At 36.9% G+C, this 26,232-nt stretch carries 14 protein-coding genes; 8 read left to right on the top strand and 6 right to left on the bottom strand.

The window, feature by feature from the left end:
• Positions 1-3 precede the first annotated feature (3 nt).
• Together ACQY44_RS06560 and ACQY44_RS06555 are read right to left on the bottom strand one after the other, a co-directional pair.
• Positions 4-1,530 (bottom strand): RagB/SusD family nutrient uptake outer membrane protein, encoded by a 1,527-nt coding sequence (locus tag ACQY44_RS06560; RefSeq protein WP_428229598.1) that lies wholly within the window; start codon positions 1,528-1,530, stop codon positions 4-6.
• A gap of 18 nt (positions 1,531-1,548) precedes the next feature.
• Entirely contained in the window at positions 1,549-4,557 is a 3,009-nt protein-coding gene (locus ACQY44_RS06555; RefSeq protein WP_428229597.1) for a SusC/RagA family TonB-linked outer membrane protein, read from the bottom strand.
• Positions 4,558-4,946: 389 nt separating this feature from the next.
• On the opposite strand from ACQY44_RS06555, the gene ACQY44_RS06550 reads away from it, so the two are divergent.
• From ACQY44_RS06550 to ACQY44_RS06535, 4 genes are all read left to right on the top strand, one after another.
• Entirely contained in the window at positions 4,947-8,897 is a 3,951-nt protein-coding gene (locus ACQY44_RS06550) for a hybrid sensor histidine kinase/response regulator transcription factor (protein WP_428229596.1), read from the top strand.
• A 24-nt stretch (positions 8,898-8,921) separates the two neighbouring features.
• Entirely contained in the window at positions 8,922-9,794 is an 873-nt protein-coding gene (locus ACQY44_RS06545; RefSeq protein WP_428229595.1) for a helix-turn-helix domain-containing protein, read from the top strand.
• A 79-nt stretch (positions 9,795-9,873) separates the two neighbouring features.
• Positions 9,874-10,995 (top strand): FAD-dependent monooxygenase, encoded by a 1,122-nt coding sequence (locus tag ACQY44_RS06540; protein ID WP_428229594.1) that lies wholly within the window; start codon positions 9,874-9,876, stop codon positions 10,993-10,995.
• A gap of 209 nt (positions 10,996-11,204) precedes the next feature.
• Entirely contained in the window at positions 11,205-11,669 is a 465-nt protein-coding gene (locus ACQY44_RS06535; RefSeq protein ID WP_428229593.1) for a hypothetical protein, read from the top strand.
• 54 nt (positions 11,670-11,723) lie between these two features.
• On the opposite strand, the gene ACQY44_RS06530 is transcribed toward ACQY44_RS06535, so the two are convergent.
• Complete coding sequence (locus ACQY44_RS06530; RefSeq protein WP_428229592.1) at positions 11,724-12,704, bottom strand: YheT family hydrolase; 981 nt, start codon at positions 12,702-12,704, stop codon at positions 11,724-11,726.
• A gap of 171 nt (positions 12,705-12,875) precedes the next feature.
• The gene (locus ACQY44_RS06525; protein WP_428229591.1) at positions 12,876-15,272 is read right to left on the bottom strand and encodes an outer membrane beta-barrel family protein; all 2,397 of its coding nucleotides are present in this window, start codon (positions 15,270-15,272) and stop codon (positions 12,876-12,878) included.
• Between the two features lie 285 nt (positions 15,273-15,557).
• Here ACQY44_RS06525 and ACQY44_RS06520 point away from each other — a divergent pair, with 285 nt between their 5' ends.
• The 4 genes from ACQY44_RS06520 (at position 15,558) to acnA (ending at position 21,426) form a co-directional block, all read left to right on the top strand.
• On the top strand, positions 15,558-16,883 hold the full coding sequence (locus ACQY44_RS06520; RefSeq protein WP_428229590.1) for a sensor histidine kinase: 1,326 nt from the start codon (positions 15,558-15,560) through the stop codon (positions 16,881-16,883).
• Entirely contained in the window at positions 16,880-17,578 is a 699-nt protein-coding gene (locus ACQY44_RS06515; RefSeq protein WP_428229589.1) for a response regulator transcription factor, read from the top strand. Before ACQY44_RS06520 ends, ACQY44_RS06515 begins: the two co-directional genes overlap by 4 nt.
• Before the next feature lie 19 nt (positions 17,579-17,597).
• A complete protein-coding gene (locus tag ACQY44_RS06510; protein WP_428229588.1) occupies positions 17,598-18,029 on the top strand; it encodes a hypothetical protein in 432 nt (143 codons plus the stop codon).
• Between the two features lie 625 nt (positions 18,030-18,654).
• Positions 18,655-21,426 carry an aconitate hydratase AcnA gene (acnA, locus tag ACQY44_RS06505; protein WP_428229587.1) on the top strand — a complete coding sequence of 924 codons (2,772 nt, stop codon included), beginning with the start codon at positions 18,655-18,657 and terminating at the stop codon, positions 21,424-21,426.
• 240 nt (positions 21,427-21,666) lie between these two features.
• On the opposite strand, the gene ACQY44_RS06500 is transcribed toward acnA, so the two are convergent.
• Together ACQY44_RS06500 and ACQY44_RS06495 are read right to left on the bottom strand one after the other, a co-directional pair.
• The gene (locus ACQY44_RS06500; RefSeq protein WP_428229586.1) at positions 21,667-23,025 is read right to left on the bottom strand and encodes an efflux transporter outer membrane subunit; all 1,359 of its coding nucleotides are present in this window, start codon (positions 23,023-23,025) and stop codon (positions 21,667-21,669) included.
• Positions 23,026-23,071: 46 nt separating this feature from the next.
• The gene (locus ACQY44_RS06495; RefSeq protein ID WP_428229585.1) at positions 23,072-26,227 is read right to left on the bottom strand and encodes an efflux RND transporter permease subunit; all 3,156 of its coding nucleotides are present in this window, start codon (positions 26,225-26,227) and stop codon (positions 23,072-23,074) included.
• Between the last annotated feature and the right edge of the window lie 5 nt (positions 26,228-26,232).

The following is a 26,232-nucleotide window of genomic DNA, read 5'->3' as shown; positions in this document are numbered from 1 at the left end:
ATTTTAATATTCAGCGTGTTGTTTTAAGTTCGGATTATTTTCAACCTCAACTTGCGGAATTGGCAATCTTTGATTTTTTCCTACTACAAAGTTTTTGAAATCAGGATCTCGAAGTGCAATTTTATCAACAGAGGCCTGTGTATTTAAGTCTCCCCAACGTTTTAAGTCTTCCCAGCGAACACTTTCTCCGGCCAATTCTAAAACGCGTTCTGTTTTTAATCTTTCTAAAAATTTATCATGATCGTTTCCTATTTCAGGATGAGCCACGGCTAAAGTGTTCATGTTAACACGCGCTCTTACTAAATCAACATATTGATAAGCGTCTTGCGTATTTCCCAATTCGTTCAAAACTTCGGCGTAACGCAATAAGATATCAGCATAACGAACCAACCTGTAATTGACCTGACTGTAATAATCTTCGTTGTTTCTGTAATAATCGCGACTTCCTTTTCTAAACCAGGCTTCGTCATTGCCCCACTCCCAGTTTTTACCGTATACTTTGTCTCCAAAATCGGCTTGTAATTGAGGATAGTATAATGTATATCTTAATCTGGTATCAAGGGTTCCTGCTTTATTTTTTTCTTGTTTAAAGGCATTTACTAACCAAAAACGAGCTTGTCCGTCTGACCATCCAATACCTCTTGGGGCAAAAAACTGAGCACGGTTGCTGGAAACTGCTGCGCTTTGGCCTTCATCTGTTCCTCCGCTTTTTTGATCTCCAAACTGAATTTCAAATACCGATTCGCTGTTATTTTCGTTTACATCTGTAAAATTGTCTCTGTAGTTTGCCACCAAATTATACCTGGCACCCGCACCGTTTATCAAATAGTCTAAAGCAGATTTTGCTTCGGTCCATTTGTGCTGCTGCATATACACTTTTGCCAAAAATGCTTTTGCAGCACCTTTATCAGGTCTTCCGGTTTGATCTGCTGACCATGAAGCAGGCAGATCTTCAAAAGCCTCATTTAGATCTTTTTCTACCTGCACAAAAACTTCGGTTACATTTTTTTGTTCCGGTAAATCTGCTGGTGTCGAGGGCGTTAAAACAATTGGAATATTCTCCCAAAGAATAGCGGCATAATAATAATGCAGTGCCCTGAAGAATTTGGCCTGTGCAATAATCTTCTTTTTGTCGTCTTCATTTTGAAAAGTAATATTTGGCACATTTGCCAATACCTGATTGCATCTAAAAACGGCTTTGTAAGTATCTCTCCAGGTTACCACCTGCCCTTCCCAGAAATTGTAGTTGATGTAATTAAATCTGGTCCAGTCTGCCAATTCTGTCCACGGGCTATTACTAAATCCTTCATCAGAAGTCAGGTCTAAGCGAAAATAAATCCATCTTGCCCATAACCCATCTTTATAAAACATGGCATAAATGGAGTTTACTCCTGCCTGTGCATCACTTTCGGTCTTCCAGTACTGATCTACAGTCAGCGCATTTGGATTGTCCAGGTTCAATTCATTCTCACATGATGATGTAAAGAAGAGACCTGAAAAAATTGCTATTACTACTATTATTTTTTTCATTACGCGATTTTTTTAAAATTAGAAGCTAAATTCAACACCAAATGAATACGTCTGTAAATTTGGGAAAGCCCCATTATCAACACCTCTCTGAAAAATATTCGAATTACTGAACTCAGGATCTAAACCTTTGTATTTTGTAATTGTAATCACATTTTGTGCAGATAACGTTAATCTTGCTCTTGTAATCCCTGAATTTCTCAAAACACTTTCCGGTAGGTTATAACCAAATCCGATGTATTTTAGTCGGATAAAATCACCGCTTTCTAAGAATCGGTCTGTATCTCCTCTTGAGTTCAAAGTCGTTCCTTTTACAATTCTTGGAAAATCGGTATTTGGATTTTCCGGAGTCCAGGGCTGAATTCCTGTTCTGTAGTTACTATTATCATCAAAACGATCCACTACGCTTCTAAATCCGTCATAAACTGTTGCACCATGGGATGCAATCCAGTTCATCGAAAAATCAAAACCTTTGTATTCTGCTCCTGCATTTAAGCCCATCTCAAATTCCGGCCATGGACTTCCCACAATGTCTTTGTCTTCGTTTGTAATTTGTCCGTCGCCGTTAACATCCTTAAAACGAATATCTCCGGGCTGTGCATTGGGCATGATTACTTTTCCGTCTTTATTTTTATAGTTGGCAATTTCAGCTTGATTTTGAAATAATCCGTCAGTTTGTAAAACGTACCACATTCCTACCGCATTTCCGGCACGGGTGATGGTGTTATCCTGAATATTCTGATTTTGTCCGTTACCTAGTGAAACCAGCTTATTATTTACTTTTGTAAAGTTTACAGAAGCATTAAAAGAGAACTCATTGATTTTTTTGCTGTATGCCAATTCCAGTTCAAGACCTTTATTTTCTACCGTTGCAGCATTCGAAATCGGGTTTCCTCCGTCGTTACCGGTAGTCAATAAAATAGGGAAACCAAACAACACATCTTCTGTACGTGCCACAAAATAATCTGCTGTAAAGCGCAGATCGTTGTTCAAAACACCAAGATCTAATCCAAAATTAGATTGTTTTAATTTTTCCCAACGCAATTGTGCATTTGATAATCTTACCTGAGTGGCAGCAGGATACAAACCTTGTCCGTTACCCAAAACTACAGTTCCAAACGTATTGATGAAACTTTTGTATTCGTAGTTGCCTATATTTCCTGAACCCAGTTCTCCGTAACTTGCTCTTAGTTTTAAATCTTTAATAAATTCTGATTTAAAGAAAGATTCGTTATTGATTCTCCATCCGGCAGAAACAGATGGAAAGTTCCCCCATTTGTTGTCATCACTAAATCTTGAAGATCCGTCACGTCTGATCACGGCATTTAGTAAATAACGGTTATCATAGTTGTACTCTAATCTTCCTAAATAAGAGGTCAAAGCAGCTTCGTTTCTAAAACCTCCTACTTCCGGTGAATCTCCTAAATCCAGAACATCATAATATGATCCTGTACCTGAGTTTATTAAAAGGTTTCTTTTTGTTCCGTAAATCTGGTTGTAATTGTCTTTCTGGAAGGTTTGTCCTACCAAAACAGTGAAATCATGCTTGCCAAATGCTTTTTTGAAAGTCAGCGTATTTTCATAAAGCAATGTTTCTGATCGTCCTTTATTTTGGTTGATGAATGATTTTTCAGGTGGTTGGTTTAAGGTCCAGTTGCCTAATTTTCTCATGAAATTATAACTGTCAAAGCTGGTTTCATATCCAAAATTGAAACGGTACTTTAACCACGGAGTAAATTTAAGTTCTGACCAGATATTTCCTCTTATTCTAAAATTCTCATTGATCGTATTGGCAAAATCAGCAAGCGCAAGAGGGTTTGTACCAAAAGTATCTGCTACGCCTTGTTTTCCGTAACCGTAACCTCCTGGATTAGAAGCATCGTAAACCGGAATTGTTGGGGTTAACCTGTATACATCGATAATTGGGTTTCCGGACATTTCATCGGTTTTTGAATTGCTGATGGCAATGTTTTCTCCAATACTGAAAATACCTTTTGAACCGCTTGAATTTACCCTGAATGAGATTCTGTCAAAATCAGTTCCTACCACAGTTCCCTTATTTCCAAAATAATTTCCTGACATAAAAAACGATGAGTTATCACTTCCTCCGGAAACACTCACATTATAGTCATTGATCATTCCGTTTTGAAAAACCACATCCTGCCAGTCTGTATCGACCGCCATATTTAAGTTTTGTCTTGGCGCTCCTGCATTATCATACGCCTGATTATTGAATTTTGCGAACTCTTCTGTTCCCATCAAACTATATCTTGGCATTGAAGTAAAACTTGTTTTTGCAGAGGCTTCTACTTTAAGCGGGCCTTTTTTACCTTTTTTAGTTGTAATAATAATAACACCATTTGCAGCTCTGGAACCGTAAATTGCTGCGGCAGATGCATCTTTTAAAACCTGAATCGTTTCAATGTCATTCGGGTTAAAATCCCTGTTTGCCGATGTCACCAAACCATCAATTACATATAATGGATTGGTGCTTTGAAGATTTTTTAAACCACGAATTTCGATATTGGCTTCTTGTCCCGGGCGGCCGCCTCCACGCACTTTTACACCAGTTACCAAACCCTGAAGTCCGTCTGCAACAGTTGTCACCTGACGTTTTTGGATTTCATCGGCTTTTACGAGGGAAACGGCTCCTGTAAGGTCTTTTTTCTGTTGAGAACCATAACCTACAACCACAATCTCATCCAGTTTCATAGCATCTTCAGCTAAAGAAGCGTCTATAGTTGTTCTATTGTTAATTGCGATTTCGGTTGTTTTATATCCCTGCGAACTAAAAATCAGCGTTTGATTGGAAGCTGCTTCAATTTTATACGTTCCGTCGAAATCAGTAACTGCTCCGTTTTTGGTATTCTTGATGGCAACATTTGCAAACGGAATTGGCTCACCTGTTACTGAGGCTACTTTTCCGCTTATGGTTATTTGCTGTTGCGCATACGTTTGTTGCACTAATAAACTAAAGAAAAACAAGAGGCAATATCTCTGCTTTAAAATTGGAGTGAACTTTGTTTTCATTGATTTTTCATTTTAGATAGTTTTCTTTTTTGGTTGGTTTTGTACTTAATTTGTAAAGTTTTAACCGTCTTTTATTCGAACGGCGTACCATTTTAAATTGGTCTCTGTTAATAATGTGTTCATTTTAATTCAAAAGTATTAATGACGTTATTTTTTAAAGTTAATTCTATTGATGTCCTATTTTTTCAGCCTAAAAATTATCAATATCATTTATTCAAAAAGTCAAAGTAGATGATTTTAATCCAAAATAAAATGATTCATTTGTGTCAATATCTCTCTCAAATGAGTCAGATTGTATAATAATATACATATAAACAGCGGTTTGAAACATTTTGTTGAATATTGACACGATTTGAATAACTTCTGGTTTTATCCTAAAAAACACAACTATGCGTAAATTCTTTCTTATTGTATTTTTTTCGATTTTTTCGATACATTTTATTCAGGCGCAAGAATATTATTTCAAACATTTTCAGGTCGAAGAAGGACTTTCAAACAACACCGTTCTGACTTCTTTGCAGGACGAAGATGGTTTTATGTGGTTTGGGACCAAAGATGGATTGAACCGGTTTGACGGTTACAGATTTAAAACCTATCGAAGCAATGGCGACCCGCTTCATAGTTTAGGAAGCAATTATATTCAGTCTCTTCATGAATATAATGGCACAATTTGGGTGGGTACGGATAAAGGTTTGTACCAATACAATAAAAAGACAGATCAGTTTACGGTTTTGAACGAAGCGATTAATGACAGGATCAATGACATCAACCATGACAAAAACGGAAATATCTGGTTTATCTCCGGGAATATTCTCTACAAATATGCTACAGTAAAAAAAGAGACCAAGACTTTTAATCCGAATAAATATTTTATTGCGACTTCTATTTCCCGAGATGCAAAGGGACAAATTTGGGCATCTTCTTTAAATAAGATTTACCACTATTCTGAAGAAAGCCTTTCGTTTGAAAACATTCCGATAACACCTCCTGCAGGTTCCGCCAATTTTAGGATTACCGTTATTTATGCTTTAGACAAAAATAATATTGCGATTGGGACGCAGGACGATGGTGTTTTGGTTTACAACATTCCGGGGAAAAGCACTTCAGGCTTGCAATTTTCGACCAAAAACCCGGTTTATGTACGTCAGTTTAAAAAGAAAGACAATAATGAACTCTGGATTGCCAGCGAATCCGGCGTTTATGTCTATAATCTAAAAACAAAAGTAAATGTAAACCTCAAAAAAAATTACAATGATCCGTATGCGATTTCAGACAATGCGGCTTATTCTATCACCATTGATAAGGAAAACGGAATTTGGGTAGGTACTTATTTTGGCGGTATCAATTACCATCAAAAACAATACACGCAATTCAAGAAATACTTTCCGCAAAAAGGACAAAATTCCATTAGCGGAAGTGCTGTCAGGGAAATCCATAAAGATGATAAAGGCGATCTCTGGATTGGTACTGAAGATGCCGGATTGAACCGATTTAATCCCAAAACGCAGCAGTTTACATCGTATTTACCCAACGGAAACAAAAGCAGTGTTTCGTATTATAACATTCATGCCCTGATGCCGGGAAAAGATAAAATCTGGGTGGGCACTTTTGAGCACGGACTGGATGTTTTAGATCGAAATACGGGTGCGGTTATCAAACATTACAGTGCCAATAATCCGTCGTCAGGCTTGCGAAGTAATTTTATTTTTTCTTTTTATCAAACCAAAAGAGAAGAACTAATTGTCATTACCACAATGGGGCTTTATAAGTATAATGAGCAACATGACAATTTCGAAACCTTAAAAACCTTTCCCGAAACCACACATTACACCAATTATAAAGAAGACAGCGACGGAAATTTGTGGGCCGGAAGTTATCGCGATGGTTTGTTTTATTACAATCCTAAAACCAAAAAGAAAGAGGTTTTTATTTATGATTACAAAAATCCAAATGGCATTAGCAATAACTCGATCAATTATATTTTTGAAGACAGTTCGAAAAATTTATGGTTTGCTACCGAAAACGGACTCGATTTATTGGATAAAAAAACAAGGACTTTTAAAAAATTCACAACCCAAAACGGATTCCCCAGCAATGTTGTTTATTCGATCTTAGAAGATGATGCCAAAAATTTATGGCTGACCACTTCTAAGGGTTTGGTGAAATTTGGACCGGACCATAAAAGCATCAAAATTTATACAACGGCAAATGGTTTATTGAGCGATCAGTTTAATTATGCATCGGCTTTTAAAGATACGAATGGCGATATGTATTTTGGAAACCTTAACGGAATGATTAGTTTCAACCCAAAGAATTTTACCAAAAACAAATACACGCCTTCGATTTTTATTACCAATCTGCAGATTAATAATAAAGATATTGATGCCAATGGAGATGATTCGCCCATAAAACAATCTATTTCCCATCTTGATGAACTGGAACTCAACAGCCGCCAATCGTCATTTAATATCGAATTTGCTTCTTTAAATTATACCGCACCGGAACTTACCGAATATTGGTACAAACTTGAAAACGTTAATAATGACTGGGTTTATCTGGAACGCAACCACAAAGTTTTCTTTACAGAACTGGCACCGGGCGATTATGTTTTTAAAGTAAAATCATTGAATAGTTTTGGTGTCTGGAGCAAAGAAGTAGAACTAAAAATCAGGATTCTGCCTCCGTTTTGGGCAAGTTCTTATGCTTACTTTTTTTATTTCCTTCTGGTTTGCGGCTCGTTTTATTATATCATACGGTACTCACAAAACTTAACGCAGATTAAAAACAATCGAAAAATAAAACACCTCAACGACGAAAAAGAGAAAGAAATCTATCAGGCCAAAATTGACTTTTTTACCAATGTCGCACACGAAATCAGAACGCCATTGACGTTGATAAAAGGGCCTTTAGAAAAACTTTTGGTGATGGAACACCAATTTCCCGAAGTACCTCAGAACCTTTCTATAATGAAAAAGAATACGTCGCGATTATTGAAATTAGTAAACGAATTACTGGATTTTAGAAAATCAGAAATTGGCGGATTAAAACTTACTTTTGTTGAGGCCAATATTTCATCAATGGTCAGGAATTTTCATTTAAGATTCAGTCAATTGATTGAAGAAAGAGGGATTGAATTTGAACTGGAACTGGGCGATAAAGATATTTTTGCTTTTGTAGATAAGGAAGCTTTCAAAAAAATCCTGAGCAATTTGATGAGCAATGCCATTAAATATGCTAAAGACAAAGCTTCGATTATACTTTTCAGGGACGAAAAGAAACTGACTTTGATTGTAAAAAATGACGGCAATTTAATTCCGTTTCATTTAAAAGATAAAATTTTCGAACCGTTTTTCAGGGTGGATAATATGGATGCAACTTCAGGAACCGGAATTGGGCTTTCGCTGGCGCACTCGCTAACGCAATTGCATCACGGAAACCTACAGGTCATTCCGGATTCAGAAGTCAATATTTTTGAACTTGCTGTTCCCCTTCGTCAGGAAGAAGAATTTATGTTGTACCATGAACCTGAAAAAGAGGCAATCGATAACGAATCTGACCCTATCGAAATCGAAAGTAAACACGAGAAACCTCAGCTTTTGATTGTAGAAGACAATGAAGATTTATTGAATTTCATTACAACCGAATTGTCTTCGCTTTACACGGTTTTAAAAGCAGATAATGGCGAAAATGCTTTAAAAATCATTCACAACGAAAATATTCAGTTGGTAATAAGTGATGTTTCGATGCCTGTTATGGATGGAATTACATTGTGTAAAGAAATCAAGGCCAATCTCGAAACGAGTCATATTCCGGTTATCCTGCTGACCGCTAAAAACTCGCTGAAATCGCAAATTGATGGCCTTGGCGCCGGTGCTGATGCTTATATTGCAAAACCTTTTTCGATGGATTATTTAAAAGTTCAGGCGAATAACTTAATCGAAAACAGAAAGCAGATTATGAATTATTATGCGAGTTCGCCTCTTTCGCATATTAAAAGTATTGCACACAATAAAACAGATGAAAAATTCCTTAAAAAACTGGACGACGAAATTTTAAAAAATATTACTGATCCCGATCTAAGTGTAGAATCCCTGGCAGAAATCATGAATATGAGCCGTTCGACCCTGTACCGAAAAATCAAGGATATTTCAAATTTAAGCCCGAATGAACTCATCAATATTGTTCGTTTAAAAAGAGCAGCAGAACTACTTTTGAATGAGAATTTTAAAATGTACGAAATCGCCGAAAAGGTGGGTTATAAATCACAAACGAGTTTTGGCCGCAACTTTCAAAAACATTTTTCGATGACACCTAGTGAGTATGTAGCAATGAATAAATAACTTAGCAATCTCAACTAACAGCGAATGTCTAAAAAAAACAAATCTATTCCGATAAATCGTATGACAGAAGATGCTCATACCGGCATTGTCATTGAAAGGCTGAATTTTAACGATTTGAGCACGGAAGAAAAGGCTTCATTTGAGGAAGAAAATCAGGCACATCGACACGATCGCCATTCTTTTTTTCTGCTTGAAGAAGGAACTGTTGCTATCGAAATTGATTTTGAAAAGTATATAATAAAACCCTCGTCTGTTATTTATATTCATCCCAATCAGGTGCATCATACCGTAACGACAGAAAATGTGACCGTGAGTTGTTGGGCCATTAATAATGAAAACCTGAATGCTGAATACTTGAAGTTGCTGGAAGAAATTACGCCGGTAAAACCTTTAGCATTAGAAAAAGAAATATTTTCAGTCATATCAGAAGCAGTATCACTCGGCTTACAATTTTCTGAACTTAAAAGCGACAAATTATATCATTCGTTATTAAAAGACAGCTGTAATGCTCTGGTTGCATTAGTGATTTCGCAGTATTTAAAAAACGCTTCGTCAACAGATAAAATCTCAAGATTTGAAGTGATAACGAAAACTTTCAGAACATTATTAGAAAAAAATTATACGACGCTCAAACGTCCGGCCGATTACAGTAAAAAACTAAACATTTCGACTCCTTACTTAAACGAATGTATCAAAAATGCTACTGGATTTTCGGTTTCGCATCACATACAAGAACGGGTAGTTTTAGAAGCAAAACGACTGCTTTATCACTCTGATAAATCGGTAAAAGAAATTGCTTCGGTTTTAGGATACGATGACTATGCTTATTTTTCACGGCTGTTTACGAAGATTACAGGAATGTCTGCTTTAGTTTTTAGAAACAAAAACCTCGATTAGTCCAATACTTACTTTGATTGGCTATTTTGTACCACTGATTTAGAATGTTCCTTTGCATTGAACATAAATCGTATACAAAATGGAAACATTAAAAAATAAAAAAGTACTCCTGTCAGGAGCAAGTTTTGCCGGACTTTCAACCGCTTACTGGATGAACAAATTGGGATGTAAAGTAACTATTGTTGAAGTTGCCAGCGACTTAAAAATGGGTGGCACTCCTGTAGATATACTTGGCAATACCGTTGAGATTGTTAAGCGCATGGGTATTTTTGAGCAGATAAAATCAAACAGGCTGAATCCGAGAATTATAGAATTTAAAAACGCTGATGACAATACCGAAGGTTTCATGGCACATGACGAAGATGAGCAAATTGGTGAAGATGAGTCTGAAATTGAACGTGATATACTGCTGAAGATTTTATACAATACTATAAAAAATGATGTTGAATTTGTTTTCAACGATAGTATTATTGCGTTAAAGGAAGTAAATGAAGAAGTCGAAGTTACTTTTAAAAATGGCTCTCAGAAAAACTTTGACCTTGTATTGGGTTGTGACGGAATCCATTCGGCTGTAAGACGACTTTGGTTTGGCCCTGAAATTGACTATATGCATTTTTTAAAGCAATATTTTTCGATCACTATTATCGACAAGCTTTTAATAAAAGAAGATACTGCTCAATTGTATAATGTTCCCAACAAGGCGGTTATGCTGAATGCTTACAACAATAAAACCGATATAATTCTTTGCTTCCGTTCTGAAGAAGAAATCCCTTATGATTATCGAAATGAGGAAGAACAACGAAATATTATTCTGGAAAAATTCGCGGGAGAAAGCTGGAGAACGCCCGAATTATTGAAAGAAATACAGGATTCCACAACTTTTTACTTCGATAAATTTTGCCAGATAAAAATGCCATCCTGGACAAAAGGCCGTGTTGCACTTGTAGGCGATGCTGCTTATTGTGCATCACCGGCGGCCGGAATGGGCGGATCGCTGGCGATAAACGGAGCGGCCGCTTTAGCAGATGCTTTTGAAAATCATAACGGAAATTTTGAAGAAGCTTTTAAAGAATATAATGAAAAATTCCGGCCGTTTATTGAGGAGGTACAGGCTAATGCTGTAAGCTTCGGATTAGAAATACTGGTTCCAAGAACCGAAGAGGTAATTCATGCAAGAAATTCCCAAGCAAAACAGTTTTGATTTTTTCTAAATTTTATAATCTCTCACTAAAAGTAAAACGATTATTTAATGGAGTATAATTTATTGTAGTATTAAAAAATATTCTGGAGAAAAACGATAAGGTGAAAAGATGAAAATTCTGGATATCATATAAAAATCAAGTGATATTATGTAAAAAAAACATCTCAAAAAAGGAATAAATTTGAGATGTTTTTACTAAAATACTGTTTATGAAAATTTTTCTAATCCCTTTTGTATCAATTTTCTTTTTTTCATGTCAGCAAAAAGAAAACAAAAATGTTAAGGTCAATCCATCAAATCAAATTGTTTCAAAGAAAAACAAAGAAGAGAACAAACAAATAGGTGACACAATCTTCATGAATTTTAAGAATGAAAAAGGGTTGCTTATAGCAGAAGGTGTCGTAGATTCTATTCATTCGAAAATATATGTTAAATTTAAAAATGAAGATCCGGCAGTACTAAAAGCAACGATAATTCCATCTACAGGCAAAGGAAACATTCGTTTTAACCAAATTATTTTTCCCGATAAAAATTCAGACGGTCCTTTTGGGATGGACTTAGAAATGGTCCTGAAGCAAAAAGGAAATTATATTTTAGTAATTGGACATTCGCTAATGGCTGACAATCCCTATTGGGGGAAATTTAAAGTACAGCTTGAGCACAAAAAAGGATGATCTAACGTTCTGTTTATTAAATTCGAAACCTTCTATAATAAACCGTATTTATTATTAAGCTTTAAAAATCCCGTCGTGTTTGCAGGATTCAAAAAACGCATACGCTCTTTTCTCTGCATACGAATATGTTGAATTACGTAATGGAAAAGCGCAGTGTCCTCCATATTTTGGCGTTTCCAGATAAACATATTCGCTGTCTTGCGCTATGGCCCTGGGGTAGCACCTTTCACCTAAAAAAGGATCGTCAAGAGAATTAATAATTAAAACCGGAGTAGTAATATTTTTAAGCGAAAATTCCGGAGAAACCTGTTGATAATAGTCATCCCGGCTTGCAAAGCCATGCAACGGTGCTGTAAAATAATGATCTACTTCATCAAAAGAAGAAATTTTATCAATCTGATCACTGTTTATAAAATCAGGAAACTGTGCCGCTTTGTATTTTAGCTTTTTTTTGATATCAATTGTAAAATTCTTTAGATATACCCGATTAAAACCTTGTTTGAGTACCGCCGCACTGGTTGCGATATGAGTTGGTACTGAGATGGATACCGCTGCCTTTATACGCTTATCGATTTTTGTCCAGCCAAAATAATTCAATAACTGAACGCCACCCATTGAGTATCCAATCAAATAAACATCTTCGAATCCTTTTTGTAAAACAAACTGAACCACCTCATCCAGATCGTCAACCGCACCGTGATGATAAAGTCTCGGAAGACGGTTCATTTCTCCTCCACAAGTCCGGTTGTTCCATGCAAAAACCGAAAACCCTTTTTGATGAAAATAAGCCGCGCAACTATTATTGTAAGTCCTGCGGGAATCCCCTTCCAGGCCATGACATAAAATCACCGCTTTTTTAGGATCCTTTATAATAAAATCAATATTGATAAAATCTCCGTCACTCAACTCATGTTTTTCTCTTTTGTATTCAGGAGCTTCAAATTTTTTAAACAAAGCAGCATAAATAGTAGAGATATGCCTGTTGCGATGAATAATCGAAGGAAAATTATATTCTGATTGTTCAATTATAGGCATGATAAAAAATTTTATAATGTTTACTACAAAGCTACGCAATCCATCAATATGTAATTTAAAACTGTCTTTTTTATTTCGTTTCGATTTCTCTAAATCAATTGTGGTTTTCAGCACCATCAAATAACTTTAGCAATTTATATGCTATTGTGATTTAATATCAACCTTTACAGGTTATAACCTTCGTTGTTCTTCGGTCTGGCCTTCTTTCTTTTTGTTTACCAAACGCTGGTTTCCAAAATTATAACGGAATCCCAATCTAAAGCTCTGAGTATCGCCATAAGACTCGAAATAATTGTACTGGTTGGCGTAATCAGTCACAACCTTTTCTTTTTCACCACGGTAGATATCAGAAATGATGGCGTAAATTTCGCCATTGCTTTTCCATATTTTTTTGCGGATTGCCGCAGAAAGGTTTGAGGTCTGACTGTAAACAAAAGTTCCCTGCACTGACGAAGAATTGTATTGAAAGTTCAATTCTGCGTTGAGATCTTTCTTTTTGTTAAGTACAAAACGGTTCGTAATGCTGGTATTATACGTAGGCTTTCCGTTTTTATATAAATTACCGTCTCTGCCCTGAAAACGGTCTTCGACATAGCTTAGTCCGGCCTGAATTCCAGTTTCCCAGAAATCGTACAAAGTAAGGTTTGTGTTAAACTCCAGTCCAAAAGCAAAATCTTTTTTAATATTCGTAAAATGATAAACCAACATCTTGGTTTCATAGTCCTGATACGAAATTTCCATCGAAGGATTTTTCTCAAGGCGGTAAAAAAGATCAAAATTGTATTTATTTTTCAGCGTATACAGTAAATTGAGATTGTGGCTAATTGTAGGCAGCAATTTTGGATCTCCCGTAAAATAGGAATAAGAATTATAATACGAACGAAATGGATTCAGCCTGCTGTATTGCGGCCGCGTAATACGCTTACCATAAGAAATTCCGATTTCATGACCTTCTGCCGGCTTGTAAAGCCCATAAAATGTTGGAAAAAGCTTAAAATAATGCTGCTCATTAATTTCTAAAGTAGTCACTGAGTTTCCTTCCAGACTCGTATATTCACCGCGCAAACCAGCTTTAAGGCTCCACTTCCCGAATTCTTTGCTGTAACTCGTATAACCCGCTACTATCGACTCGTCATAAAGAAAAAGGCTCGTTCTATCTGGGTTGTTCACGAAGTTACCATCTATTTCGTCCTTATAATCGAGATTATTTTCGGCTTTTACACTTCCAAATTTTAGTCCTGCTTCCAGAGTACCATTAATTTCATTCGAATAATCGGCCTGGGCTGAAAAAAGCTGAATATCCTGTACATTATCACTGATAAATCGTGTAGTGCGATAGGGATCTTCCTGGGGAAGTGAAAATGCAGAAGCGATATCCTGACGTTCCTGACGCCAATATTTTGTATAATCTGCTGTCACCGACACTTTTTCTTTTCCACTAAACAGATGGTCGAAAGACATATTATAAGCATTATTCCTTAAAGGGGTTCTACGGTTGTTTCGGGTTACATAAAGCGAATCCAGAGCACCATCGGCACCATAAATAAACGTTGGTACTGTAAAGTCTCCCTGTTGTCTGAGCGTTACTAATCCGGTACCTCCGGCGGAGATCGTATTCAGGGAATCAATCTCATAAGATGCCTGAAGGCGGTAAGAATGTTGTGCCAGTGATTTTGACTTACGTCTCATGATGCTTTCCCAGCGGGAATCGATTGAACCGTCTTCTTTTAAATAATGTACAACATCTGTTCCTTCATTGACATATACGCCAGAGCCAAAGCCATATCTTTCTTCCAGAGACAATTTTTCTCCTTTATAAAACTGATTAACAGACGCAATACCCTTTGGATATATCGACTGTACATACGCAGTGTTGACAGAACCTTTGTAACCTAATGAAAGATTCTTTTTTAGTTTTATGTTCAAAACGGCGCTTCCCTGGGCTTCATATTTTGCAGGCGGATTGGTGATCACTTCTATCGATTTCACCTCTTCACCGCTAGTGTTTTCTAAAAACTGCTTTAATTCTTCCCCACTAAGATAGATCTTCTTGTCATTGATAGTCACCAGTATGCTCTGGCTGCCGCGGATACTTATTGCTCCTGCAGAACCAGTCATGACTCCAGGAGTTTTACTTAGAATCTCCCATGCATTGTTTGAAGAAAGCGATGAATTTTCCACCCCAAACTCAAGCCTGTCTGTCAGCCGCTTTACAATAGGTCTTTTTGAAGTAACCGTCACGCCCTCAAGATTGTTTGAAATTTCTTTTAAAGGAATTATTCCCAAAACTGTATCTTTTTGAAGCGTTATTTTTTTATAATACTCTTCAAAACCAATTGTTTTCACTTTGATCAGGTAATCGCCTTTTGCGATGCCTGCAAACCGAAACTCTCCGGACTCATTTGTCTGCGCTGTCTTGTAACTCACAGAATCATTTGCCTGCAAAAGCAAGGCATCTGCGAAAGGTACGGCTTGATGAGAGCCGTCAACTACCTTTCCAGACAGAGAAACCTCCTGCGAATATCCCGCAAAAGTCCCCCACAACAGTAACATAATTAATTTTTTCATTGATGATTTATTTGAGGCAAAGCTCTGCAAATCATTTTCCGAAAATGGTTAACAGAGGGTTAATGAAGGGTTAAACACCCGAAGCTGAAAAGCAGATTGTCTGCACAAAAAAACTTTTGCCAGAGAGATAGCAGCCGGGACAAGGTTTTTTGTTACATATTGTGTATAAATTTGGTTAACGTAGGGTTAACGCCAGTATTTTTAATCTGAAAAAGCTTAAAATACGATAGCTTTGCCTCACTAAAACAAACTGATTTCCTTTGCGGATCAAAACATTGAAGACAGATGAAAAGAAAAATAATGCTCTTGATTGGTGCCTGTATATTTACAGTTATTGCCTTGACTACAATACAAGGCTATTTTATCTACAACACCTATCAATTAAATGAAAAGGAAATCAATACTGCTATAAAAAAACAGATCTCCCGTCTGGAAGATACTGAAGAATGGGAGAAACTGAACGATACCTGGTCACTACGTTCGAAAAGATATGCAAAACAATATCTAAAAGGAGACGTAACAAAGCAAAATTTTATCAAATACCTGAGCGCCAACAAAGATTCGCTTTCCAGGGCTATGAATACCTATATGAAAAAAATGGCGGAACCCGAAGATTATAATATTGATTATTCTATTTATCTCAATTCAATTACGCTGATAAATCATGGTAAAACAGATACTTTATTTAAAGGAAAAATATTAGTTCTTGCCAATGATACCGTAAAAAAGAACCAATTTCTCTCTTCTATGGGACGCTGGGAGACTAAAGATAATGATGACGAAGTTACTATGATTGTAAAAAGTAACCGCTACTATAGTTTTAATGAACTTCAGCAAACCATTATTTCTAAAATGACCGGTTTATTACTCTTTTCAGTAGTATTGATGGCGTTTGTTGTTTTCTTATACTATATGTCACTAAAAAACCTAATTACCCAAAAGCGAATTGCCGATATCAAGACGGACTTTGTCAACAATATTACCCATGAATTTCAAACACCACTCGCTACAATGGATATCGCGATCAAAACATTGCAGCGGAAAGACGGGCAAATGAGCCCTGAGCATTATAAAAACACACTGGCCATGATTGCAAGGCAAAACGAAAGACTGCAAAAATTGTTTCGCCAGGTAACAGAAGCTTCTGTTATGCCCATTGCCAGTAAGGATATCATTCAGGTTACCGGTGAAGAAATTAAGGATATGATCGACGATTTCAAACTTTCAAAACCAGATGTAACTATTGAATTCAAAAGTCAAAAAGAAGCTTTTACCCTTTCAATGGATCGTTTTCATCTCAATACGATTTTGATCAATCTTTTAGACAATGCCGTGAAATATGGTGCGAATAAAATTGAAACAGATTTAAGAATAACAAACGAAAACTTTATTCTTTCCGTAAAAGACAATGGAAAAGGTATTCCGGCCCGAGAGCAGGCTTCTGTTTTTGATAAATTTTACAGAGTAGAAAAAGGTAATATTCACAATAGCAAGGGTCTTGGTCTTGGACTATTCTATATTAAACAGTTGGTACAAACTTATGGAGGAACCATCAATCTTAAGAGTGAAGAGCACAAAGGATCTATATTCACCATTACAATTCCAATATGAAACAGCATATTTTATTAGCAGAAGATGATTTTGATTATGCTTCCATACTCAAGCAATATCTTGAATTTTCAGGCTTCAATGTAACGTGGGCAAAGGATGGTAAGGAAGCCCTGAAAATATTTTCTGAAACGAAACCAGATATCTGTATTTTGGATGTCATGATGCCACACATGGATGGCTTTACCCTGGCTGAGAATATTATTGATACTTATGCCGAAACACCTTTTATCTTCTTAACGGCGAAAAGCTTTAAAGAAGACAAAATCAAAGGACTGCGTCTTGGTGCTGATGATTATGTCGTGAAGCCTTTCGAAGTCGAAGAATTAATTTTACGCATTCAAAACATCTTGAAGCGAAGCCAAAAGCCTGTTGCAGCCCATATTCCGGAAGCTATGGTATTTCCTATCGGTACCTATCTTTTTGATGGCGATAATTATACCCTTTCGCATGAAAAGATCATACACAGAATTACCGAAAAAGAAGCGCACCTGATTCGGTTTTTATACGCCCATAAGAACAAGCTGGTCAAACGTGAATATATTTTGAAAGAAATCTGGGGTAATGACGACTTCTTTTCCGGGCGAAGCATGGACGTTTTTATCAGTCGTCTTCGAAAATATTTCAGTGAAGATCCGGATATCTCTATTCCCAGCGTAAGGGGTCTGGGATTTAAATTTAATAGCAAAGACGAATAAAAATTTAAAACTTCTACTTATGAAAATCATTCTAATTTTAGCCATGCTCATTTACAGCGCTTTAGCTCAGGCACAAACGTCAGATGCTACTTCAGGAAATACAACAGCGGTTGCCAGGGCTTCTTCCAAACCTACAAAAACGAAGAAATCCTCAGTATCTGTTTCTATTTCTAATTCAGATAATTATTATTCTTTACTGGCGAGTTTTGATACCTCGAAAACCAAAAAGCTGGAGAAATTATTATCAGACAATTTAGATAACAATTTATTATCAACTGATGCCGGTACCAAAATATGGAAAAAAGACAATAATGGCGAAAATGCTTATTCTTTTGTCTTAAAGGAAGAAAAATTAAAAGTAAGCATTGATAAAGAATTAATTTCTAATGAAACCTTTGAAAAACTAAAAGTCTTAGGGGAGAAAATTTCTGAAACACTTTCAGAAAAATAAATTTTACTTTTTTTGAATTGACAGGTATTATAGTACTCCTTACAGTAATTCGGACTAAAGTTATCGCTAAAGACCAAACAAGCGGTATTTGTGTAAATCCTCCATCAGTAAATGATGGAGGATTTGTTTTTGACCCATTAAAACAGAAATACAACCAAAGTTTCCACTACAATTTTACAGACCTGTTTTTCAATAGCTTCTTTTGTAAAGAATGTTTTTTACTTCCATTCTCCGTTCGGGCTACTGTTCGTATGCAGGGTGTAAAGTTTTTAAATCTTAATACATTTAAAATCCTCTTCTTTAAAATCATATTTTTATGTAACTTTACTATAAGTCAAATAATTCAGCTTGTGTGGTATTCGCCATACAAATGATCAATAGTGACGATTTACGTTTAAAAACAGATACGGTATGACTTTCGTTTCTACAATTTCAGCAGAAAAAATACCACGTTAATAATATCAAGATCCTATAAAATCAATTAGCAACAACTTAATTGTGCGACAAGCTTTTTTAAAGATCAAATAGTATTAATTGTTTTCAAAAAAGCTTCTGAGATGTTACTCCTAAATCTGCAAATCAAGTTACAATTGTATCACATCATTTAAATTAAATATTTTTAATTATGCAAAACGACATCTATCAAATTAAAAGGTTGTTAACTACAAAAAACAGGACTTTTTCGTATTACAGTCTGGCCGAGATGGAAAATCAGGGATTTAATATAAAAAAAATGCCCTTCTCTATCCGGATTCTGTTAGAAAATGTATTGCGAAATTATGATGATTTCGCCATTACCAAAGAAAATATTGAAACCTTGCTGAACTGGAAACCTGAAGCTTCTGACAAAGACATTCCTTTTAAGCCGGCTCGTGTACTGATGCAGGATTTTACGGGTGTTCCCGCTGTTGTAGATATTGCTTCTCTTCGTGCGGAAGTTGCGCGCAGAGGAAAAAATCCGGATGCCATAAATCCGCTGATTCCGGTAGACTTAGTGATTGATCATTCCGTACAGGTTGATTATTTTGGAACAGAATATTCCTATCTGCGTAATATGGAAGAAGAATATAAACGCAATACGGAACGTTATGAATTTTTAAAATGGGCACAACAGTCTTTCAGTAATTTTAGTGTTGTACCTCCCGGAATGGGAATTTGCCATCAGGTAAATTTAGAGTATTTGTCAAAAGGTGTAATCGAAAGAAATGGAGAAATTTTCCCGGATACTTTGGTGGGAACTGACAGTCATACACCAATGGTAAATGGAATTGGAGTTATCGCATGGGGCGTTGGTGGTATCGAAGCCGAAGCTGCTATTTTGGGTCAGCCCATCTATTTTATTATGCCCGAAGTTATCGGACTTAAACTTTCCGGTAAAATTCCGCTTGGGTCAACAGCTACGGATATGGTACTTACCATCGCTGAATTGCTTCGAAAATATGGCGTTGTTGGTAAATTTGTAGAAGTATTTGGTCCCGGACTTGACAGTCTGAGCGTTCCTGACCGCGCTACTATTGGTAATATGTCCCCTGAATTTGGCTGTACTGTTACCTACTTCCCTATCGATGAAAAAACCTTAGAATATATGCGCCTGAGCAACCGTTCTGAAGAACAGATTGATTTGGTGGAGGAATATTGCAAAGCCAATCTTTTATGGCGAACAGGAGATGAATCTATTACATATACCGATATCCTTGAACTTGATTTGTCTACTATAGAACCTACTATAGCAGGACCAAAAAGACCACAAGATAAAATTCTTCTGAAAAATCTTCAGCCTTCACTTGTTGATTTGCTGGATAAAACTTTTGGCAGAAAAAATTCACCTGCAAAACAAGTGACACGCTGGTCAGGAGAAGGAGGTTCGCAGCCGATACAAGGTGAAGCCATTATTCCTGACAATGCAAAAATTGAGGAAAAAATAGAAGATGGCATTAAAACCGTTGCCGTAACTTTAGGTGCTGAACAATTTATGTTATCAGATGGTGCCGTTGCAATAGCAGCTATCACTTCCTGTACCAATACTTCCAATCCTTTTGTAATGATTGGTGCCGGACTTGTTGCTAAAAAAGCCAGAGAAAGGGGACTTGACGTAAAACCATGGGTAAAAACCTCACTCGCACCAGGCTCAAAAGTAGTGACTGATTATTTGACAAAAGCAGATTTACTGGGAGATCTTGAAGCCTTAAAATTTCACGTCGTAGGTTATGGATGTACTTCCTGTATTGGTAATTCAGGCCCGCTTCCTGCCCATATTGCCAAAGCTGTTGATGAGCACGATCTTGTTTTGGCATCAGTTTTATCCGGTAACAGAAATTTTGAAGCAAGAATTCATCCTCAGATTAAAATGAATTTCTTAATGTCTCCCATGCTTGTAGTTGTATTTGCACTTGCGGGCCGGGTTGATATCGATTTAATGAATGAACCCGTGAGCTATGACCCTAATCAATTACCTGTTTATTTGAAAGATATCTGGCCAACCAATGATGAAATCAACCAGGTTTTAGGTGAAGTATTATCTCCTAAACAGTTTGCAAAGAGTTATGAAACTATTTTTGACGGAAACGAAACCTGGCAAAAATTAAAAATACCGGAACAAAAAATATACGCCTGGGATGATCATTCTACTTACATCAAAGAAGCTCCATTCTTTAAGGAACTTCCTGAACACCCAAAACCGTTGCAGGACATTGAAAATGCACGCACATTATTAGTTCTTGGAGACAGTATTACCACAGACCATATCTCTCCTGCCGGTTCCTTTAATGAGAACTCGGCAGCCGGTAAATATTTAATAAGCCGGGGTGTAGAAAAAGCTGATTTTAACTCGTATGGTTCCCGTCGCGGTCATGATGAGGTAATGATAAGAGGAACTTTTGCTAATGTCAGGATCAAAAATACCCTCACAGATAGAGAAGGTGGTTATACCAAATACTTGCCAACCGGAGAAGAAATGAGTGTATACGATGCTTCTGTACAATACAAAGCAGCTAAAACCCCTTTGATTATTCTTGCCGGAAAAGAGTATGGCAGCGGATCCTCCAGAGACTGGGCTGCCAAAGGCACTTTTCTTTTGGGTGTAAAAGCAGTGTTAGCCGAAAGCTACGAACGAATTCACCGAAGCAATTTAGTGGGAATGGGCGTATTACCGTTACAATATAAAAATGGCGAAAATGCTTTAAGCCTTGGTCTTACAGGTAAAGAAAATTTTAGTATATCCGGAATTGCTAAAGACATAAAACCGCTGAAAGAACTATTGGTTACAGCTGTAAAAGAAAATGGTGAAAAAATAAGTTTTAATGTTATTGCCAGACTGGATTCTCAAATTGAAATTGAATACTATAGAAATGATGGAATCCTACAGTATGTTCTAAGACAATTTTTGCAAAAAGCTTAAAATAACATGCAACGTAGTTAAAGCAAATAATCGAAAGTATTATTTTAAGCAGTGCCCAACTTATCTGCAGTAGTGATTGGATTGTTGCTAGTCAAATAAATCCTCTTTCACTGATAAAAAAATATCCGATCAAAATAGCAATACACTATTTGATCGGATATTTATATTGAATCGTTATTACTATCAGAAACAAGATTTTTTTATCCTGCTTTTTAAAATTAAATCATTTGAAATCTACCTCTACTTCCATCCTCCGCCCAAAGCAGCATAAAGATTTACAACTGCCTGAAGTTGCAGTAATTTATCTGTAACTGCACTTTGTTTTGCACTTAAAAGGCTTTGTTCTGAAGTAAGTACATCGGTATAATTGGTATCGCTGGTATATTTTAATAATTCTTTTGTAAAATGAACCGCTTTCTCAAGATTCGCTATTTGTTCCAGACGGGAAGGTGCTGCTTCGTCTGCCATTTGGTACTGATACAACGCATTAGATACTTCCTGACCCGCTGTAAGCAATACTTTACTGTAATTATATTGGGCAGCTTCATAATTGGCCTGCGCAATTTTTAACTTTTGCTTATTAAGACCATTATTAAAAATTGGCTGCGTTAAACCTCCTACAATATTAGCCAGAAAAGTACCTGCGCTAAAAAAAGACCTTAGCTGTATTGAATATAAGCCCGCCTGGCCTGTTATTGTAAAGGCAGGGTAAAAAGATGCTTCAGCAATATTTACCTGTTCAAAATAGCTTCTAAGTTGTAATTCTGCTTCTTTCACATCAGGTCTGTTGGCAAGAAGCTGTACCGGAAGTCCGGTTGATAATTCGCTATAGACCTGTTCATTAAAAAGCGAATCCCGTTTTATATTCCCCGGTGTTCTGCCCAACAATAAACACAACGTGTTTTCTGTCTGACGAATATTGTTTTTTAGGTAAGGAACTGTAGATTTGACCGCATAATAATTAGCAGCACTTTGTACTACTGCAGCACCTGTAACTACATCACTATTCTTTAGAGTTTTCATTGTTTCGGTATCCTGAGAATATACTGCCAACGATTGTTCAACAATATTCAATTGTTCGTCATAGGCAAGCAACTGATAATAGGTTACCGCTATATTGGCAACAAGTTCTGTTTGTACAGCTTGCTTATAAGCTTCACTGGCAAGATAACTGGCATACATTGATCTCTTGGTACTTTTCAGTTTTCCCCAAATGTCTGCTTGCCATGATGAAAGTGCATACAATTGGTATATTTGTGTATTAGAAGCCTGCGCATCAGAAGGATGATACGCTCCCGCTGAGGCATTTGCTGAAAGTGAAGGTAAAAATGCCTGCTTGCTCTGTACAAAATTCGCTTCTGCGGCCTTAAGGTTGGCAGCTGCCGTTTTTAGATCTAAATTATTGTCAATTCCCTCACTAATAAGTTGCTGCAATAAAGGGTCTTTAAAAATTTCTCTCCAGGAAAATGCAGCCATATTGTTTTGGGCTCCAGTTGCCGGCTCTCCATATAAAGTATCCGGAACTGATTGCTTACTCTCGTACGGCTTCGCAACATTACAGCTATAAAGTACTGCTGAAAAAGCTGCAATCTGTAACATAAAATTATATTTCTTTCTCCATTGCGTCATGCTTATCACTATAAGATTATTTTTTATTTTCCACAATCAATTCGTCATTTTCATCGTACTTATTCGACTTTATTTTCTCTTGTAATCCCTGGAAGATTACATACAATCCGGGTATTATAAATACACCTAGCAGGGTTCCAAACAGCATTCCGCCAATAGAGCCTATACCAATAGATTTATTTCCATTCGCTCCAACTCCGGTTGAAAACATCAAAGGCATTAAACCAAAAATAAAAGCCAGTGAAGTCATTAATATAGGTCGGATTCTGATTTTTGCTCCACTGAGCGCACTTTCAAAAAGATTCATTCCTTCCCGTCTTTTTTCTAAAGAAAATTCTACCATCAAAATAGCATTTTTGGCCAACAACCCAATAAGCATGATCATACAAATCTGTACATAAATATTATTGTCTATTCCAAACAGTTTTGCAAAAACAAAGATACCGCTCAGTCCTACCGGCAATGAAAAAATTACTGCAAAAGGAAGAATGTAGCTTTCATATAAGGCACTCAGTAAGAGATATACAAAACAAAGGCTCAAGATAAAGACAATACTAGCCTGAGAACCTGAACTCTGTTCTTCTTTACTGATACCATTATACTCAAAACTATAGCCGGGAGGCAGAAGCTGAGCTGCAACTTCATTGATAGCCTGTATAGACTGGCCTGTGCTATATCCTGCATTTGGCGAACCATTTACCGAAATGGCATTGTACATATTAAATCTCGATATAGACGAAGGTCCAAATACTTTTTTCATTGTAATATATTCCGAAATAGGACTCATCGTGCCGCTGCTTGTCCGGATTTTAATATTGTTCATCTGCTCGACAGTTCCTCTGTAAGGATTGTCAGCCTGGAGAATAACTTGATATTGTTGTCCAAATTCAGTAAAATTATTGATGTATGAACTTCCATAGTAAACATTCATAAGATTAAGAATGTCTGCTGGCTGTATCCCGTTGTCTTCGCATTTGGCGATATTAACATCGACTTCATACTGTGGAAAAGTGGGATCGAATGCTGTGGCCGCATATTGGATTTCGCTTCTTTTATTAAGTGCTGCCAAAAAATTTTGTGCTACCTTATAAAATTCAGCAATGGTGTGCCCTCCTCTGTCTTCAATTTGAAATGTAAATCCTCCACTGGTACCAAAACCACTTATTGTAGGCTGTTGCATAAAATTGATAGAAGCACCCCGTATATTTTTTGTTTTCTCTCTAAGCTGTTGAATTACATCTACATCTGTAATACCGGGACGATCACTCCATGTGATAAGCCTCAAAATAAGCATTCCGTAAGAGCTTCCGCTTCCTCCTAATTGATTTTGCCCCAGCGTAGTCATTGATGCCTGCACCTGCGGAATGGTATGTGCCATACTATCGATCTGATGATTTACAGCTTGTACTCTTTCTTTACTAGCTGCTGCAGGCAATGTTACATTGACGAAAATGGTCCCCATATCTTCTGCAGGAACGAAACTGGAAGCGACACTTTTGATTGCAAAATAAAAGATTCCGCTAAAAAATATTATGCAAACCACCGTCAGCCATTTCCTTCTTATCAGAAAGGATACCACTGCTATATATTTAGTAATCAGTTTTTCATAATTGGAATTGAAACCGTTCTTTATCTTTTGCAGGAAACTTTTTTCTCCCTGCTCTTCTTCTTTTTTGGGCGGTATTAAAAACATAGCTGCCAGAGCAGGACTTAAAGTAAGCGCGTTCACTGCCGAGATCATAATAGCAATCGCTAATGTGATTCCGAATTGTTTGTAAAAAACACCTGCTGATCCTCCTAAAAAAGTTACCGGAAGAAATACTGAAGCCATTACAAGTGTAATAGAAATAATAGCAGGCGCAATCTCTCCCATAGCATCAATTGCAGCTTTACGGGAAGAAGTATAGCCATTTTCCAGTTTACTGTGTACTGCTTCTACCACCACTACGGCATCATCTACCACAATACCAATGGCCAATACCAAAGCAAATAAAGTAAGAAGATTGAGGCTATATCCAAATAGATACAAGAAGAAAAATGTTCCTATAATAGATACCGGAACCGAAACCCCATGAATAATAGTCGAACGTACATCCTGTAAAAATATAAGGATCACAAGGAATACCAATAAAAAGCATTCGATCAGAGTGTGAAGTACCTTAACAATACTTTCGCTGAGGAAATTATTGATATTCACCAATTCCATCATTTTAATCCCTGAAGGAAGACTTTTTGAGGCATCAGCCATTACTTTCTGTGCTCCTACAATTACCTGCTGCGCATTAGAACCCGGTGTTTGGCTAATAGCGATCCCTACAGCCGGTTTTCCATTAATGGCCGTGGCACTTGTATAAGTTTGGGTTCCCAAATCAATACGTGCAATATCTTTCAGGTAAAGGTATTGTCCGGTTCCTATTGATTTGATAATCACATTTTGAAATTGCTTTAGAGAAGTTAATGTGCCGGAATATGTGATATCATACTGAAATGCCTGATCCATATTGTCGCCAATTTTACCCGGAGCAGCATTAAAATTTTGCGCATTCAAAGCGTTAGTGACATCAGCAGGCACTAATCCGTACGCTGCCATTTTATCCGGCTGTAACCAGATACGCATTGCATACGTCATTACACCACCAAATATTGTAGCCCCACCTACTCCTTTTGCCCGCTGAAGCTGAGGAACCAGGTTAATTGCTGCATAATTTTGTAAAAATTTCTGATCATATTGCGGACGGTCACTGTATAGTCCGACAATAAGTACGTTACTGCTCAGCTGTTTTCTCACCGTTACCCCAGCCTGAGTTACCGCCAGCGGAAGTTTAGACAATACAGTACTTATACGATTCTGTACATCTACCGCAGCCTGATTAGGATCAACTCCTACCGAAAAATAGACACTAATAGTTGCGGAACCAGTGTTACTTGCTGTAGAGGTCATATAGGTCATTCCTTCGACCCCATTGATTTGCTGCTCGAGCGGAAAAACCACACTATTGATCAGCGTAGTTGTATTAGCTCCCGGATATGACGCTGACACCTGAATAGTAGGTGGCGCAATATCAGGATATTGTGCTACAGGCAGGCTACTCACTCCTAAAATACCCAGTACAACAATGATCACGGAGATTACTGTACTTAATACCGGCCTTCTTATAAATAATTTCAGCATGGGCT

The organism is Flavobacterium sp. (genome assembly GCF_965277525.1).
Classification (GTDB): domain Bacteria; phylum Bacteroidota; class Bacteroidia; order Flavobacteriales; family Flavobacteriaceae; genus Flavobacterium.
This window is presented reverse-complemented; position numbering and strand designations above follow the sequence as displayed.

Excerpts from the sequence above, each read along its gene's own strand:
- ACQY44_RS06550 (WP_428229596.1), top strand. The coding sequence starts at position 4,947 with ATGCGTAAATTCTTTCTTATTGTATTTTTTTCGATTTTTTCGATACAT.
- ACQY44_RS06515 (WP_428229589.1), top strand. The coding sequence starts at position 16,880 with ATGAAACAGCATATTTTATTAGCAGAAGATGATTTTGATTATGCTTCC.
- ACQY44_RS06510 (WP_428229588.1), top strand. The coding sequence starts at position 17,598 with ATGAAAATCATTCTAATTTTAGCCATGCTCATTTACAGCGCTTTAGCT.
- ACQY44_RS06535 (WP_428229593.1), top strand. The coding sequence starts at position 11,205 with ATGAAAATTTTTCTAATCCCTTTTGTATCAATTTTCTTTTTTTCATGT.
- ACQY44_RS06500 (WP_428229586.1), bottom strand. The coding sequence starts at position 23,025 with ATGTTACAGATTGCAGCTTTTTCAGCAGTACTTTATAGCTGTAATGTT.
- ACQY44_RS06520 (WP_428229590.1), top strand. The coding sequence starts at position 15,558 with ATGAAAAGAAAAATAATGCTCTTGATTGGTGCCTGTATATTTACAGTT.
- ACQY44_RS06525 (WP_428229591.1), bottom strand. The coding sequence starts at position 15,272 with ATGAAAAAATTAATTATGTTACTGTTGTGGGGGACTTTTGCGGGATAT.
- ACQY44_RS06530 (WP_428229592.1), bottom strand. The coding sequence starts at position 12,704 with ATGCCTATAATTGAACAATCAGAATATAATTTTCCTTCGATTATTCAT.
- ACQY44_RS06495 (WP_428229585.1), bottom strand. The coding sequence starts at position 26,227 with ATGCTGAAATTATTTATAAGAAGGCCGGTATTAAGTACAGTAATCTCC.
- ACQY44_RS06545 (WP_428229595.1), top strand. The coding sequence starts at position 8,922 with ATGTCTAAAAAAAACAAATCTATTCCGATAAATCGTATGACAGAAGAT.
- acnA (WP_428229587.1), top strand. The coding sequence starts at position 18,655 with ATGCAAAACGACATCTATCAAATTAAAAGGTTGTTAACTACAAAAAAC.
- ACQY44_RS06560 (WP_428229598.1), bottom strand. The coding sequence starts at position 1,530 with ATGAAAAAAATAATAGTAGTAATAGCAATTTTTTCAGGTCTCTTCTTT.
- ACQY44_RS06555 (WP_428229597.1), bottom strand. The coding sequence starts at position 4,557 with ATGAAAACAAAGTTCACTCCAATTTTAAAGCAGAGATATTGCCTCTTG.
- ACQY44_RS06540 (WP_428229594.1), top strand. The coding sequence starts at position 9,874 with ATGGAAACATTAAAAAATAAAAAAGTACTCCTGTCAGGAGCAAGTTTT.